This is a genomic window from Aquirufa sp., from assembly GCF_044342065.1.
Lineage (GTDB): Bacteria > Bacteroidota > Bacteroidia > Cytophagales > Spirosomataceae > Aquirufa.
The window spans coordinates 73,342-87,550 of the sequence record NZ_JBIIQN010000005.1; the positions used below are offsets into that span (position 1 = coordinate 73,342).

The window sequence follows — 14,209 nt, forward strand, 5'->3', positions numbered from 1 at the left end:
TTTCTTGTTTATTCTTAGCCTTAAAAATAAAATTTTTAACTGAAAAATCCTAATGCTTGAAGTGACGAATTCCTGTCATCACCATGGCCATGTTGTTTGCATCGCAATACGCGATGGAATCTTGATCCTTAATCGAACCTCCTGGCTGTGTTACCGCAACAATTCCAGCGTTTCCGGCAATTTCTACGCAATCAGGGAATGGGAAAAATGCATCGGATGCCATCGCCGCACCGTTCAAATCAAAGCCAAATTCTTTCGCTTTTTCGATCGCTTGTTTCAAGGCATCGACGCGCGATGTTTGACCTACGCCTGATGCTAATAACTGACCATCGTTTGCTAACACAATCGTATTCGATTTCGTGTGCTTGCATATCTTCAATGCAAAAGCCAATGCCCGCTTCTGCTCATCTGTGGGAACACGCTTTGTTACTGTTTTGAAGTCAGACACCCCTTCTGTCACTAAATCTTTATCTTGTTCCAATACCCCATTCAACAAGGTCTTGAACATTTTCTTAGGGAATTCAACCGCATTACGCTTCAATAAAATACGATTCTTTTTGGTTTGCAATATCTCCAAGGCCTCCGCTGTAAATGAAGGAGCAATTAAGATTTCACAGAATAATGGATTGATGGATTCTGCCGCTGCTTTATCCACTTCGTTATTCGTTGCCAATACGCCACCAAAAGCCGAAACGGGATCACAAGACAAAGCCTTATCGTAAGCTTCTTTCACCGTTTGGCCTGTTGCCACACCGCACGCATTCATGTGCTTGATAATCACAAAGGCCGTTTCATCAAATTCATCCAATAACGTAATGCACGCATCTACGTCCACCAAGTTGTTGTAAGACAACTCTTTGCCGTGTAGTTTGTCAAACAAGGCCGACAAATCTCCGTAGAATGTTCCTTGTTGGTGTGGATTCTCCCCATACCTCAACCCATTCGCTGGCAAGCTCGTATAGTTCGCCAAATCCGCCGACTCCCCAGCAAAATAGCGCTGAATCGCCCCATCATAATGCGATGAAACGGCAAAGGCTTTTTGAGCAAAGCTTCTACGTTCCGCCAAGGTGGTCGAAGTCGAACCATGTGCTGCGAAAATCGCAGATACCTCCGCGTATTGATCACGTGAGGAAACGATTAACACATCGTTGAAATTTTTGGCTCCTCCACGAATTAAGGATATACCGCCTATGTCTATTTTCTCAATAATATCCTCATCTGAAGCACCTGATGCCACCGTTTCTTCAAACGGATACAAGTCAACCATCACTAAGTCCAATGCTGGAATGTCATATTGCTTGGCAACGTCCACATCTTCCTGCAAATCTCGACGGTGTAAAATTCCGCCAAATACCTTCGGGTGTAGTGTTTTTACACGTCCACCAAAGATAGAAGGATAGCCCGTCAAGTCTTCCACGGCAATGACAGGAATACCTAAATCTTCAATAAATGATTGGGTTCCACCGGTGGAATATAGGGTTACTCCGTTCTTGTGAAGTTCTTGGATAATCGGCGCGAGGCCGTCTTTGTAATAAACTGAAATGAGGGCAGATTGGATTTTTTTAACTGACATGGGGCTTAATAAAAATGAAGCCACAAATGTACGCATTTTGCAGTGCTTTGGCAAGCCATTTTCCTCGAGTTTCTAAGGCTTTTACTTAGCTTTGGCAAACCTTTAAGGTTTGCCAAAGCTCAACGGGGAAATCTATTTTTTAGTATAATTCTCGTAACGCAACAATCCCTCCAAATAGTAGTAATCCGCATAAATCAATGGCACATCGATCTCGGAATTGAGGGATTTTGCGCCTACACAATGTTTTATCAAGAAGTTGTTATTCTCACCTAATGCTGCGCGATATGCAGGACTTGATAATGACTCTAGCATCTTTACCGCATCTGCATAGTAACGCTTGCCTTTTTGACCTGAATACGTACTCAATTCAAGCAATGCGGAAGCGGCAATTGCTCCTGCCGAAGCATCGCGCTCTTCGTTCGGAATATTAGGTGCATAAAAGTCCCAATAAGGGATTTTATCAGCCGGCAAATTGGGGTGATTAATGTAGTAGTCTGAGATTTTTTGTGCGAAATCCAAGTACTTTTTATCCTTCGTATTGCGGTACATTTCTACATAACCATACATCGCCCACGCATGACCACGTGTCCAGCATGATTCATCTTGATATCCTTGATGTTGCTTTTTGGCCAAAACCTTTCCATCCACGTCATATAAAATCACATGGTAACTTGAATTATCCGGACGGAAATGGTGCTTCATGGTATTATCAGCATGCGTAAGCGCAATCTGACGAAAACGCGGATCGCCGGTCTCGTTCGAAGCCCAAAACAATAGATCCAAATTCATCATATTATCGATGATCACTGGATACTTGTAGCCGCCTTTGAAGCTATTCCACGATTTAATCAATCCGATATTGGGATCAAAACGTGTGGCTAATGATTTTGCCGACTGAATTAATACTTGCTTGTAAGCTGGGTCTTTGGTCAGACGTAAGCCATTTCCAAACGAATCAAACATCATGAAACCTAAATCATGTGTACCTGTATTAAATTGTTCTTTCTTCACAGCTGCCGTCCATAAACGCGCTGCTTTCTCCCATTGCGGATCTTTTGAACGCTCGTACAATTGCCACAAGCCACCGGGGAAAAACCCAGAACACCACCAGCTCGAAGGCATATTACGATAGGTTCCATCTGGCTTGGCAGAATGAACGGTAACTGATGTATCAGGTTGCGCGGCCAACATCCGTTGATATTGTTGTTCGGCTAATTTGAATTGTTTGTTGACATCGATTTTTTGTGCCAAAACCGAAAGGGGCAACAGTAGGGCTAATAGGATTGATTTTTTCATAGAATAAAAATTTAGTCGCTAGTCACTAGTTAAATTAAATATATACTTACTTCTTAACTCTAACTTCTTAACTCTAACTTCTCACCTCTCACCTACCTCCCCATCCATCCCCCATCTACCGTCAAAATAGTCCCGTGCACATAGTTAGAAGCCTCGGAGGCTAAGAAAACGACAGGCCCTTTGAAGTCGGCAGGCTCGCCCCAGCGTCCCGCTGGAATGCGCCCTAAAATCGAAGCACTTCGCTCCTTATCTTCGCGTAAAGCTGTGGTATTGTCGGTGGATATATAACCAGGTGCGATGGCATTTACATTAATGCCTTTGCTCGCCCATTCATTGGCCAAAGCCATCGTTAAACGGGCAACCCCGCCTTTACTAGCCGCATAGCCTGGCACATTGATTCCGCCCTGAAAACTTAATAATGATGCGGTGAAAATAATTTTTCCGGCGCCATGAGCGATCATGGTGCGACCGATTTCCCGACTTAATATAAACTGTGACGAAAGGTTAACTTCCATCACTTCATCCCAATATTCGTCGGAGTGCTCGGCGGCCGGATCGCGTAAAATAGTTCCTGCATTATTGACTAAAATATCAATGCGCGGATAATCACGTAACACAGCTTTGATGAAATCGTATAAAGATTCGCGGTCGGAAAAATCCGCCTGATATGCTTTAAATTTACGTCCTAAGGACGTGACAGCTTTTTCAATCTCAGAGCCATTTAATTCTAAGGAAGCAGAAACACCAATGATATCCGCACCTGCCTCCGCAAGCCCGATCGCCATCGCCATCCCAATCCCTTTTTTACATCCGGTCACGAGCGCGACCTTACCGCTTAAATTAAATGTTTGCTGCATATTATTCATTTGGAGTAATAAGCCAATAACCCTGCTTATTTACTCATGCTTATTTCTCAATCACCTGAATTACTTGTTGGGAATCCTTCAGTGCCTCGTAGGCAATCACCCACGATTTTCCATTCCATTTGATCGCAGGATACGAACAATCATAAGCTGGATCGGATACAAACGATTTCTTCAAATTTCCTTTGGCATCTTTAACAATTAACCCAATCTGCTTATAGTATCGCTCACCCTCCTGCTTAATTTCGGCATACACTAAGGCCGTCTCTCCTTTCGAATTCGATGCTAATTGGGGCATCCGAATTTTATCTCCCTTCAAATGTAAAATCATCTTTTTATTGGACTGATAGGCCCATTTTACACCCGAAGACCCTTCGGCACCCGTATACCAAGCCGCCTCTAAGCCTTTCGCACCACGTACCAATGACGGACCTGCATGCGGACAGGCATTTACTTTCCAATGGTCTTCATATAAAGGCACCGATTCCGTATACGTTTTCCCAAAATCCGACGAGTGTACATAACCCATATCACGCTCCCCCTTGTCATTCAAATCGCGGTAAATCACATCCACATTCCCTTTTGCGTCGGCTAAGGCATCGATCCGACAACATTCACAGGTTTGGCGATCCAAAATTTTCATTTCACCAAATCCCTGACCCGGACTTGTACTTGCTGTTACCAACGTACGACCTTTGGGACCTACTTTGACATCCAACCAATAAGCTCCCACTTCCCCATTGGGCAAAGAAATAATCTTACCAAACGAATGACTCAAACCTGCCGCGGTATCCTTGTGAATGTATTGCGGCTTTTGCCAAACACCATTCACCTCCATCGCATACAACAAATCGCCATTAAAACGAGACGCTGCTGTAGGTCGGTTCATTTCATACAAAAGGATACAGGTGCCGTCTGCTTTGTAAGCCAACTTAGGCATTCCCTCAGCATGCGTAGAGGCTTTTTTGTCAATTGGGACCTGCTCGGCAGGCCCCTGATTGACTTTTCTGAAAAACAAAACTCCATTGGCTGATTTCTCTACCCAAGATAACACGACATCGCCATTTGACTTCAGTGCAAAAGAAGGATCTAAAGCCTGATTAGCTGGGTTAGACACCGTTTGCGCGAAAGAAACTTGCGCAACGAAAACAAGTAAAAGGATTAGTTTTTTCATTTTTTGAATAGTTGGAATACATCGATTTGAAGCCCTAAAACAAACGTACGAGGTGGCGCAGGCGTATACGTCGCTCTGTCGGTTGCATTATTTCCACGGGTAGCCGCGGATGCATATAATGCGTCTCCCAGATTTAGGACATTGGCAAAAATTTGATAGGCTTTATAGGTATACCCTGTCCGTAAATTTAAAACGGATGCCCCCTCATAGCGTCGTGTGTTCACTTGATTCTCAAACCAAGGACCAATCCTTTGCCATTCCAATGCGATGCGAGCACCTTTGTATTTATACGTCACTTCTGAATTTGCAATGAAATTAGGTGCCTGGGGCATCTCTTTTCCGTTCACATTTTTAATTGCATCTGCCGCACGCGTACTTAACACAAAATCGACAAACGTATGTTTGGCATTTGTTCCGCCAAAACGGAAGTTCCAAGCGTCATTTGGTCGGTACGTGATTTGATACTCAATCCCCTCATGAAGTGTTTTTCCCGCCGACTGAAAATCGGTGGTATTATCCGGCTGGCGGATGCCCAATAACTCATTCTTTCCTTCCAAACGGTAAAACGTATAATCGAAATACAGTTTATTCGAAAACAAGGATGCCCAACCGCCCACTTCATAATTAGCGAAAACAGCTGGATCAATACTTAAATAAAATTTCTCTCCTGTCGCCGCAACTTGTGAAGCGGGTCTAGGGCGAAAAACTGCTGATAAAGCAGGAGGCGCAAATCCATTGGAAAAATTACCGTAGAAACCGACGTTCGAACTAGCCTCATACGTGACACCCAATTTCGGTGAAAACTGAGCATAGTTTTTTGTACCTGTTGACTTGTCGATGAAATTGGTGTAATCAAAAGACATTTGATCAAAGCGCCCACCGATGGACAAACGTAGTTTATTCACAGGTTGTAAATCAAATTGCGCGTAGGCAGCTTTGTTCCAAATAAGTGCCGAATAATTGCTCAAAAAGCTCGTGGGCAACACTTCCTTAATTGTAAATTTTTCAACTGAACGTTTATCTGGCCTCAAAGTGGCATTTAAATTTATTCGATATGCCCAATAGTCATTGGGTGAGCGATCGAGTAAAAAACCGGCTACCAACTTTGAATTGAGAAATTCAAATGACTGATTGTGCTGGCCCATGATTCCAAAACTTTGGAAGCTATTTTCATTTATTTGACCAGATGCACTGAGCGAAGGTGGAGCCCATGAAATCAAGTAAGATGGATTTTGACCTAACGCATTATCCCGGTAAAACGCCGTAAGACTTGAATTCGAGTTTTTACTCCAGTTATGCTCCAGTGTCAAACGCGAACGGGATGAAAAAGAAGCGCGGTAGGTGAAGTCGGCAGGACTTTTATAGGTACGCGAATAAAAACCGGTGCTATCGATATTACCGCCTGTTTGCGAAAAATAGTCGTTATAGGCAAATGAACCCCATAACTTCGTTTTTGGTGTGAATTGATAATCCAAACGTACATTGACTGAAGTCTTATCAAAATCAGAATTCGAAGCCCAAGCTCCACGCTGGCGGGCCACATACCCACCTGTCATAACGGACCACTTCTTACCCAATTGCGCGCCAGCCGTAAATTGAACACGGCCATAGCCCCACTGGTCAAGCTGATATCCGACTTGAGCGGTAGGAATTCCTGGAGCTGTTTTAGTAATCAAGTTAATTGCGCCACCTACAGCCTCAGGGCCATATAATGAGGAAGCAGGACCTTTGATAATTTCAATGGAATTTAGGCCTAAAATATTCGACTCAATCAAGGCATTGTGATTAAAAACGCCTAAAGGGCGTAATGGCAAGCCATCTTCCAAGTATAAAAAATAAGCACTTGTGCCAAAAGGAAAGCGTATTCCCATCCCATGTTGTTCGTTGTTGTAGTTCAACATGACTACCCCAGGAACCTTATTGATCAATTCAGTTAATTGGATCGCTCGCGTATCTTGAATCAAGGCTGATCCAATTTTGTGAATGGCCACCGGTGTCTCCGCCCGCGTAGCTGCTTGACGGGAAGCAGTTACCACAACTGCATCCAAGTTTTGTGTAGATTCTTCTAACAAAATTGGAGCCTGAAAATTTGTTACCTTTTTAGCCAAGAAACCAAGGCTTGATACTTCGTAGTCACCTGAAGTAGCTGCAATCTTAAATTCACCTCGCTCATTAGAGATGGCAATAACTTTTGAATTTTGTTTTAACGATGCGCCTACAATCGGCTCGTTAGTAATTGAGTTTAATACCTTCACGGTATTTTGTTGGGCATTTGCCACAAACGAAAGCAGCAAGCCCATGAATAAACATATATTTTTCATGTATTCTTAATTAAAATGAATATTGCCCGCATTGAAAAATGCAGGTAAACAAGTCAAATTAATTAAGCTCGAGGTGGGTGGAAAAGGCCTTTAGAATCGCCTGAAAGAACGAAGGCAGGCGTAGCGAAATGATCTTCAGCTACGGGTACTTGAACGAATGATGCACTAAAAATAGGTTGGATTGCCTGAAAAGCCAACACGACTTCAGGCATTTTCTCCAAACGCTCCGAATTCGATTTTTGCTCCTTTTCTTCTGCGGCCTTTAATTGCTTGGCCAAGTAACATTGACCTTTACAGTTTAACATGGGTTTGTCTCGGTTCTCGCAAAGATTTTTGGCGATGTAATCTTGATTCACGCGGTAGTAGGCCACAGCGCCCCATTGATTCATCAAGGGAAGCTGCATGGCAAGAAACAACAAGAGAGCTACGGCGCTTTTCACGCCACAAAGGTATTTAAATTATCTACTTCAAATGCACCGCCGAATCATTGATTTGATAATTTTTTGTTTTGACCAATTCCAAGATCGCCGAACCTGCCAACAAAACAGGTCCATAGCCGTGGGCGGCAAACGGGGAGATCGGTCGGTGATAGTAGAAAGCCGGATCCCAGGCTAAACCAGTTCCCACACAGGTCCCCTCAACTTGACCTTTTTCATTCACGCGGGTAGCTACCGCATTCCAACCTAATAGTGCTGCAGGACCGTAGGTTTTCGGGTCCAACCAACCCATATTAATGCCTTTCGCCAGCACATAGGTATAAATCGCCGTGGCAGAAGTCTCTAAATACGAATCATTTTTATCAATCAATTGATGCCAAAAACCGGTGCCATCTTGATAGGACATCAGGCCTTTCAAATGATTTTTCAATTGCTTGACAAGTTCAGGTCTTGCCGGGTGATTCGCCGGTAGATACTCGAGCATTTCGCAATTGGTCAATAGTGCCCAGCCATTCGCGCGTGCCCAATGAAACTCCGGATGCTCCTCCGAATCCACCAGATACCCATGCATGTAGATATTCAAATTCGGATTAAACATGCGTTTGCGGTAGGAATTAAACTGAAATACCGCTTCGTCATATTCGCCTAATTGCAAAAGCGCTGGAATGGACATGTACACATCATCTAGCCACATCGTATGGTGAAGCGGACGTATACGAACGAGCGTTCGGTCCGGTAACCGGTGTTCTTCTTTCAAGATAAAATCAGATGCACGTTTGGTGACGAAAGACATGTCGGTTGAAAACCCTGCCTTTTTGGCCTTTATGACGGCCATTCCCATCGCTCCAATGTCATCTAACGCACGCGGATGGATTAAACCGTGTAAAACATGTTTGGCATCATTTTTCTGCGCGGCCGGAATCGCTGAGGCAATTAAGTTTAAGCGATTGAATACGTAATTTTTGTATTGCGGGGAACCGGTGATGCGAGTAAGCTCCAACATCCCCGAGTAAGTGACGCCCCATTCGTAGGAGATCGGTCGGAAATCTCCTTTGGAGAAAACGGTTTGATCTTCGAATGGTTGGCCTGGTGACCATTTCGCACCTGTCGTTTTATGAACAAAATGATTGGGTGTAGCCACCTCCAGGTAGTTAAACACCCGGTTTACGACCGAGAGTACCTCTTCCGGTTTCGCAGCGCCATAAGGAGTAGGATAATCCGCCTGCAAAGCATGCAAAGGCGCGGTGGCATCGGATGCGGCAGTGATATTTTTCTGAGCGAATAGGCTCGAGGAAATCAGCAGGAACACATAAGTATAACGCATAAAAAAAGGGCTTACGCATCGTAAAGACAAGTAAGCCCGCTAACTACTTTAAGCAAACTATTTTTTCATTTCAATCCCTTGGATCTGCACGACAATTTGTTGGTCCGCCGCCTTCGGATTTACCGCGACAAAATACACATCATGCTCACCTGTAGTTGCTTGAATCGCAACTTTTTGAATTGGTGTCGTCATTTGTCTACGCGGTGCTTGCTGCGCCGGAGCCCCTCCCGCAGGAGCAGCTACTGGTGCCGCATTCGCTACCGGTGTTCCTAGTGGAGCACCTTTTCCAGGCGTTGCCGCAGCTGCCGGTGGTCCACCAAATCCTCCTTGTGCAACCTCAATTGAATTTGTTTTACCAATCACCTGTCCAGCAGGTGAATCCAAACGGATTTCAATCACACCACCTGTCGCATTCGCACGCGCTTGCGCAGTGGCAGCAATTTCGATCATCGAGATTCCTGTTAAATCCAAACCTTTATACCCTAAGTGTGGATTTTGACCCACCATGTTGGTTGACCGACCCGGCGTAATCAATTGCAAAATACCTTTCGTTACATCCGCTTTTTCAACGTCCAATTGTGGTGCACGTAAGAATACCCATTTCTCCGCTTGAACTGGAGCAATTTTCTTGTTACCCTTATCTAAGTATGTCGCACGCACCACAAATACACCTTTCGTTGATTTTTGTCCTTCTGGCTTAGCTAAGGCTAACTCCCCTTTCAAGGCAATTTTGTTCGATGCTTTTGGCTCGCTCAAACTCATGATGTAGGACACCATTTGTTTCGCGTCAGCTTTTGAGATGGCAGGGTGTGCCGACATCGCATGCTCTCCCCAAACGCCCATTCCACCGGCAATCACTTTATCAGCTAATTGGTCGATGATGTTTTGACCTTTGTATTTGACCGCAACCTCGTTGTAGCTCGGTCCTACGGAACGCAAGTTCAACTGGTGACACGACTTACAATCGCTCTTATTGATCAAACGCAAACCAGCAGAAGCAAATAAATCTGAATCCGCCTTGCGGTGACTTTGCGACATTTCGATCGGGTCATATCCGAATGGAATGTAGTCCAAGGTTGCCGCTACTGATTCCGCAGCGATACCTTTTTCCAATTCGCCATCTTCCTTATCCGTCACCTTCACCTTGTATTTCGGTGCTGAATCTGCGAAGTAAAACGATTTGTTGGCTCCTTCGAAATCGATATCTACGATAGGCGCTTCATTGCCCACTAAGATTTCCAAAGCGGACGAATTACTTGCCCCTTTTGAATCTGTCGCTTTCAAGGTTACCGCATATTTACCTGGATCTTTCAAGGCCAAAGCGGGTGAAGCACCTGCCATCGTCTTAACAACTTTACCCGCTTTTTTCACGGTCCATGTGTAGGTCAACTTATCGCCATCGGCATCTTTTGTTCCTTCCGAAGAAAGTGTTGTCGCAAATGGAGCGGATCCTGCTTTTTTAGCTGCAGTCGCCAAAACCTCCGGCTTACGATTCCCTCCTTGGTATTCAATCTTCACCAAACGTGCATTTTCATTTCCTCTAAACCATGCAGAACCGTATTCCAACACGTATAAATCACCTTCTGGGCTGAAATCCATATCGATCGCAGAACCGAAGGTTGTGTTTGGCATAACGCGTTCCATCGATTTATAATTTCCATTTTCATCCATCGTAACGGCCATAATCCAGCCACGCATGAATTCAACGATCAACCATTTTCCTTCATAGTACGATGGAAAAGCACGCTTGGCATTTGGAAAATCAGAACGGTGATATACTGGACCTCCCGTTGCCGAACGTCCCGATGAACCCACTAATGGGAATTCTTCCGAAATACCATACGGATACCAAATAAAGGCTTTTGTAGCCGGTGGCAATTCACGTAAACCTGTGTTGTTGGGTGATTCATTTACAGGAGCAGCCGGATTGAATTTCGGTCCGATCGCTAATGTCTCAAAATTCACATCGGAATAGGCTTGGTTATTTCCGATGAAATAAGGCCAACCGAAATATCCGGGACCTTTTGCTTGGTTAAATTCATCATAGCCACGTGGACCTTTTTCCGAGTCTACGGAAGCATCTGGACCCACTTCACCCCAATACAAAAATCCAGTTTTTGAATCTAAACTTGGTCTCCATGGATTACGGTGTCCCATCGTGTAGATTTCAGGACGTGTCTTAGGTGTTCCTGCTGCAAATAAGTTTCCTTTCGGAATCGTGTATGAACCATCTTTTTCTGGATGGATACGTAAGATTTTTCCACGTAAATCATTCGTGTTCGAAGCTCCTCGTTGGTCATCCCAATAAGCCTGACCCGGACGTTCGTCGATGGGTGCATAACCCTCTGAATTGCTGTTACTGGTGTTATTACCAACAGTCAAGAATAAATTTCCTGCCTTGTCGAACACCATACCCCCACCAGTGTGGCAGCATTCCTCGCGCTGCGTCGGAACTTCAAGAACGATTTTTTGTTGGTCTATCAACAATTGCTCTTCCTTTAGTTCGATACGTGCCAACACGTGTTTCGCTTCTTTCGGGTGTGCATAATAGATGTATAACCAATGATTTTCTTTGAATTTTGGATCAACGATCACGCCCATCACACCTTCTTCGGCTTCGCGTACTTGGCCAGCGCGGTTGGTATATTTCGTATTCGTCACGATTTTCCCGATTGACTTCGTGATTCCGGTCGCGGGATCGTATTGTTTGACTTCACCTTTACGTTCTACGAACACGATGCGTCCGTCGGGCAAAAATGTAAATTCCATCGGCTCGTCGAGTTTGTCTACGAGTACCGACTTAACAAAACGATTTTCATCGGGAGCTTGCGCAAGAGCTGCTAGCGAGGTACATGCTAGCGAAATGGCTAGTATAAATTGCTTCATGGTAAGTCTAGATTTATTATTTTACAAAAGTGATACAATAATCGGTAAGTAAAAATTTGCTTGGTACGTTTGATACGAAAAACCGACATGTGTCGACAAAATTTTCTTACTTTGGAAAAAAATATCGACCTATGAAAATTATTGCCTTCGTCCTTTTGGCGTTCCCTATTTTTGCACAAACAAATAAAGATGTTTCGGATATCAAGTCTGTCCTGAGTACGCAGGAGAGATTGTGGAATGAGGGAAAGATTGAGGAGTTTATGGAATATTATGCCAAAAGCGAGGACTTAAAGTTCATCGGCAAGGCTGGTGTGACCAAAGGCTGGGCGGCTACATTGAAGCGCTATCAGACTAGTTATCCGAATCGGGAGACGATGGGCACGCTGTCTTTTGACATTCAGGAAATTGATGTCACGGCTGGCCAAACCGCTTGGGTGCTCGGTCGGTGGAATCTGGCTAGGCCGAGTTTAGGGAATGTAGGCGGCTATTTTACGCTGTTGATCAAGAAAATCGACGGCCGCTGGTTGGTGGTTCGAGACCACACCAGCTAGACCCGCGAAAAGACGTAAAACATTTCACTCGCAATCTGCCGCGAACGTTCATCGTATTGCGCAGCCTCCTCCGGGGTATCATCAAAGGCTTTCGGATCTTCGTATCGCACGGGGATTCGCACTTCTGCACCGGGAATAAACGGGCAATTTTCGTCGGCATGAAAACAAGTCATCACCGTTGCGAAACTTGTGTGCGGATTAATGACATCGTCATACAATTTCGAAAACACATTAATGGGACGCGAATCTTGCGTGTGCAAGATGAAGTATATTGGATTCGAATGTCCGTGTTTCGAGACGATGAATCCCATACGCTCCAGCGAGGCAACGGTTCGTTCGTTGCAGGCGGTCACTTCGACCCCACCTGAATAACATTGAGCGGCTAATTGAAAATAATCCGCCGCTGTTTGTGCCCAAATCTGAGAAAATTGCGACCGACGCGAATTGTGCGTGCAGATGAAATTTAAACGGATAGGCTGCTCTTTTTCACGCTTGGATTTGATGTATTCGATCAAGGGCTGGAGGACGGCTTTACGTTCATCCGTGATTTCCAAGGCTAAAATGGATTCGAGGTTTTCGTTTAGGGTGTTATTCATGCGAAAAGATGGGAATGAGTGGGTTGGGGTTAGTTGGGTTGGTTGGGTGGTTTAGTTTGGTTAGTTAGTTTGGTTTGTTGGGTGGTTAGGGTGGGTTAGTTGGTTTGGGTGGAAGGGACTGCTGGCTTGAGCTTTGGCACACCTGGCAGGTGTGCCAAAGCTAAGGTATTTATGAATAAAAAAACTGATAATTTATTAACAACATCCGGATCCGGGAGCGCAGGTATTGGTTGCTTGTGTTTCAACCATTTTTAGTTCAATTTTTTCAGCGACCGGCGGCATGCAACACGCAGACGCGTCTTGATTTTCGTAATGCGGATCGTTGAATTCCGCATCTTCATGGAAATAGTAAACCTCCCACTGAACTCCATCTGGATCTGTTGCCCAAAACTTATCTTGCACCGCATAGCAGCAAGAAGTGCCGATTTCCTCTTTGGAAACAAGTCCTTGCGCGCGTGCTTGAACTAAGCGGTTGGACATTTCCTCAAATGTTTCCACTTGAAAACCTAGGTGACCAAAATTGGACTGAACACGCTCCGGATTTTCAATAAAGGAGATGATCAACGATGGACTATCGAGGACGTATTTGGCATAACCCGGTTTTACCTTGGTAGCAGGTTGGCCAAAAAACGTCGAATAAAAATTCACTGATGCAGCCAAATTGCTGACATAAAGTGATACGTGCATACGAGGAAAGCTCATGATTAACAGCAGTTAGATTGTTGAGAAACGAAATAATGGTCAAAAAACGATCCGAACAGTTGGCTAAACTCCGCCCACTTCTCCGGATTAATGCAATAACAAACAGACACCCCTTCAATGGTGCCTTGGATAAAACCAATCTCTTTTAACTCACGCAGGTGCTGGGAAATGGTGGCTTGGGCGAGGCCAAGCTCTGAAATTAAATCGCCATTGATGCAGGTTTTCGACTTCACTAAATACTGCAGAATGGCCACACGCGCTGGATGACCTAATACTTTCGCCATTTGGGCGATCGCATTTTGCTCATCGGTAAACAAATCGGTCTTGGTGATTCCCATGGGGTTTGATTATTACATTGCAATGTTACGATGAATATCTTGAAAAAAAAAGTCTTGCCGCACCTTTGGCACACCTATCAGGTGTGCCAAAGGTAACAGGCGGCAAAAAGCTACGGTTTAAAAACCCAAAGCCCCGCAAAAAAACTGA

General features: G+C 44.6%; 12 protein-coding genes. 1 reads left to right on the plus strand and 11 read right to left on the minus strand.

Features of this window, described 5'->3' with window-relative positions; translation table 11 throughout:
• Window positions 1-49 precede the first annotated feature (49 nt).
• The 8 genes from purH to ACIQZ2_RS03540 form a co-directional block, all read right to left on the minus strand.
• Window positions 50-1,573, minus strand: a complete 1,524-nt coding sequence (purH, locus tag ACIQZ2_RS03505; RefSeq protein ID WP_395767455.1) for a bifunctional phosphoribosylaminoimidazolecarboxamide formyltransferase/IMP cyclohydrolase — start codon at window positions 1,571-1,573, stop codon at window positions 50-52.
• Window positions 1,574-1,705: 132 nt separating this feature from the next.
• Complete coding sequence (locus tag ACIQZ2_RS03510; protein WP_395767456.1) at window positions 1,706-2,869, minus strand: glycoside hydrolase family 88 protein; 1,164 nt, start codon at window positions 2,867-2,869, stop codon at window positions 1,706-1,708.
• Between the two features lie 92 nt (window positions 2,870-2,961).
• Window positions 2,962-3,726 (minus strand): 2-dehydro-3-deoxy-D-gluconate 5-dehydrogenase KduD, encoded by a 765-nt coding sequence (kduD, locus tag ACIQZ2_RS03515; protein ID WP_395767457.1) that lies wholly within the window; start codon window positions 3,724-3,726, stop codon window positions 2,962-2,964.
• A 49-nt stretch (window positions 3,727-3,775) separates the two neighbouring features.
• The gene (locus ACIQZ2_RS03520; protein WP_395767458.1) at window positions 3,776-4,906 is read right to left on the minus strand and encodes a hypothetical protein; all 1,131 of its coding nucleotides are present in this window, start codon (window positions 4,904-4,906) and stop codon (window positions 3,776-3,778) included.
• Window positions 4,903-7,227: a TonB-dependent receptor domain-containing protein gene (locus ACIQZ2_RS03525; protein ID WP_395767459.1), complete on the minus strand. Its 2,325-nt coding sequence runs from the start codon at window positions 7,225-7,227 to the stop codon at window positions 4,903-4,905. Before ACIQZ2_RS03525 ends, ACIQZ2_RS03520 begins: the two co-directional genes overlap by 4 nt.
• Before the next feature lie 62 nt (window positions 7,228-7,289).
• A complete protein-coding gene (locus tag ACIQZ2_RS03530) occupies window positions 7,290-7,667 on the minus strand; it encodes a hypothetical protein (protein WP_395767460.1) in 378 nt (125 codons plus the stop codon).
• 22 nt (window positions 7,668-7,689) lie between these two features.
• A complete protein-coding gene (locus ACIQZ2_RS03535) occupies window positions 7,690-8,988 on the minus strand; it encodes a glycoside hydrolase family 105 protein (protein ID WP_395767461.1) in 1,299 nt (432 codons plus the stop codon).
• Between the two features lie 57 nt (window positions 8,989-9,045).
• Complete coding sequence (locus ACIQZ2_RS03540) at window positions 9,046-11,874, minus strand: PQQ-dependent sugar dehydrogenase (RefSeq protein ID WP_395767462.1); 2,829 nt, start codon at window positions 11,872-11,874, stop codon at window positions 9,046-9,048.
• Between the two features lie 131 nt (window positions 11,875-12,005).
• On the opposite strand from ACIQZ2_RS03540, the gene ACIQZ2_RS03545 reads away from it, so the two are divergent.
• Window positions 12,006-12,425: a YybH family protein gene (locus ACIQZ2_RS03545; protein WP_395767463.1), complete on the plus strand. Its 420-nt coding sequence runs from the start codon at window positions 12,006-12,008 to the stop codon at window positions 12,423-12,425.
• Here the strand turns inward: ACIQZ2_RS03545 and ACIQZ2_RS03550 are convergent.
• From ACIQZ2_RS03550 to ACIQZ2_RS03560, 3 genes are all read right to left on the minus strand, one after another.
• Window positions 12,422-13,021 (minus strand): protein-tyrosine-phosphatase, encoded by a 600-nt coding sequence (locus tag ACIQZ2_RS03550; protein WP_395767464.1) that lies wholly within the window; start codon window positions 13,019-13,021, stop codon window positions 12,422-12,424. The two genes, ACIQZ2_RS03545 and ACIQZ2_RS03550, sit on opposite strands and share 4 nt — an antisense overlap.
• 195 nt (window positions 13,022-13,216) lie before the next feature.
• Window positions 13,217-13,723 carry an ArsI/CadI family heavy metal resistance metalloenzyme gene (locus ACIQZ2_RS03555; RefSeq protein ID WP_395767465.1) on the minus strand — a complete coding sequence of 169 codons (507 nt, stop codon included), beginning with the start codon at window positions 13,721-13,723 and terminating at the stop codon, window positions 13,217-13,219.
• Window positions 13,724-13,725: 2 nt separating this feature from the next.
• On the minus strand, window positions 13,726-14,061 hold the full coding sequence (locus ACIQZ2_RS03560) for an ArsR/SmtB family transcription factor (protein WP_395767466.1): 336 nt from the start codon (window positions 14,059-14,061) through the stop codon (window positions 13,726-13,728).
• Window positions 14,062-14,209 lie beyond the last annotated feature (148 nt).

Coding starts and splice junctions, on each gene's coding strand:
- purH (WP_395767455.1), bottom strand. CDS start 1,573: ATGTCAGTTAAAAAAATCCAATCTGCCCTCATTTCAGTTTATTACAAA.
- ACIQZ2_RS03510 (WP_395767456.1), bottom strand. CDS start 2,869: ATGAAAAAATCAATCCTATTAGCCCTACTGTTGCCCCTTTCGGTTTTG.
- kduD (WP_395767457.1), bottom strand. CDS start 3,726: ATGCAGCAAACATTTAATTTAAGCGGTAAGGTCGCGCTCGTGACCGGA.
- ACIQZ2_RS03520 (WP_395767458.1), bottom strand. CDS start 4,906: ATGAAAAAACTAATCCTTTTACTTGTTTTCGTTGCGCAAGTTTCTTTC.
- ACIQZ2_RS03525 (WP_395767459.1), bottom strand. CDS start 7,227: ATGAAAAATATATGTTTATTCATGGGCTTGCTGCTTTCGTTTGTGGCA.
- ACIQZ2_RS03535 (WP_395767461.1), bottom strand. CDS start 8,988: ATGCGTTATACTTATGTGTTCCTGCTGATTTCCTCGAGCCTATTCGCT.
- ACIQZ2_RS03540 (WP_395767462.1), bottom strand. CDS start 11,874: ATGAAGCAATTTATACTAGCCATTTCGCTAGCATGTACCTCGCTAGCA.
- ACIQZ2_RS03545 (WP_395767463.1), top strand. CDS start 12,006: ATGAAAATTATTGCCTTCGTCCTTTTGGCGTTCCCTATTTTTGCACAA.
- ACIQZ2_RS03550 (WP_395767464.1), bottom strand. CDS start 13,021: ATGAATAACACCCTAAACGAAAACCTCGAATCCATTTTAGCCTTGGAA.
- ACIQZ2_RS03555 (WP_395767465.1), bottom strand. CDS start 13,723: ATGAGCTTTCCTCGTATGCACGTATCACTTTATGTCAGCAATTTGGCT.
- ACIQZ2_RS03560 (WP_395767466.1), bottom strand. CDS start 14,061: ATGGGAATCACCAAGACCGATTTGTTTACCGATGAGCAAAATGCGATC.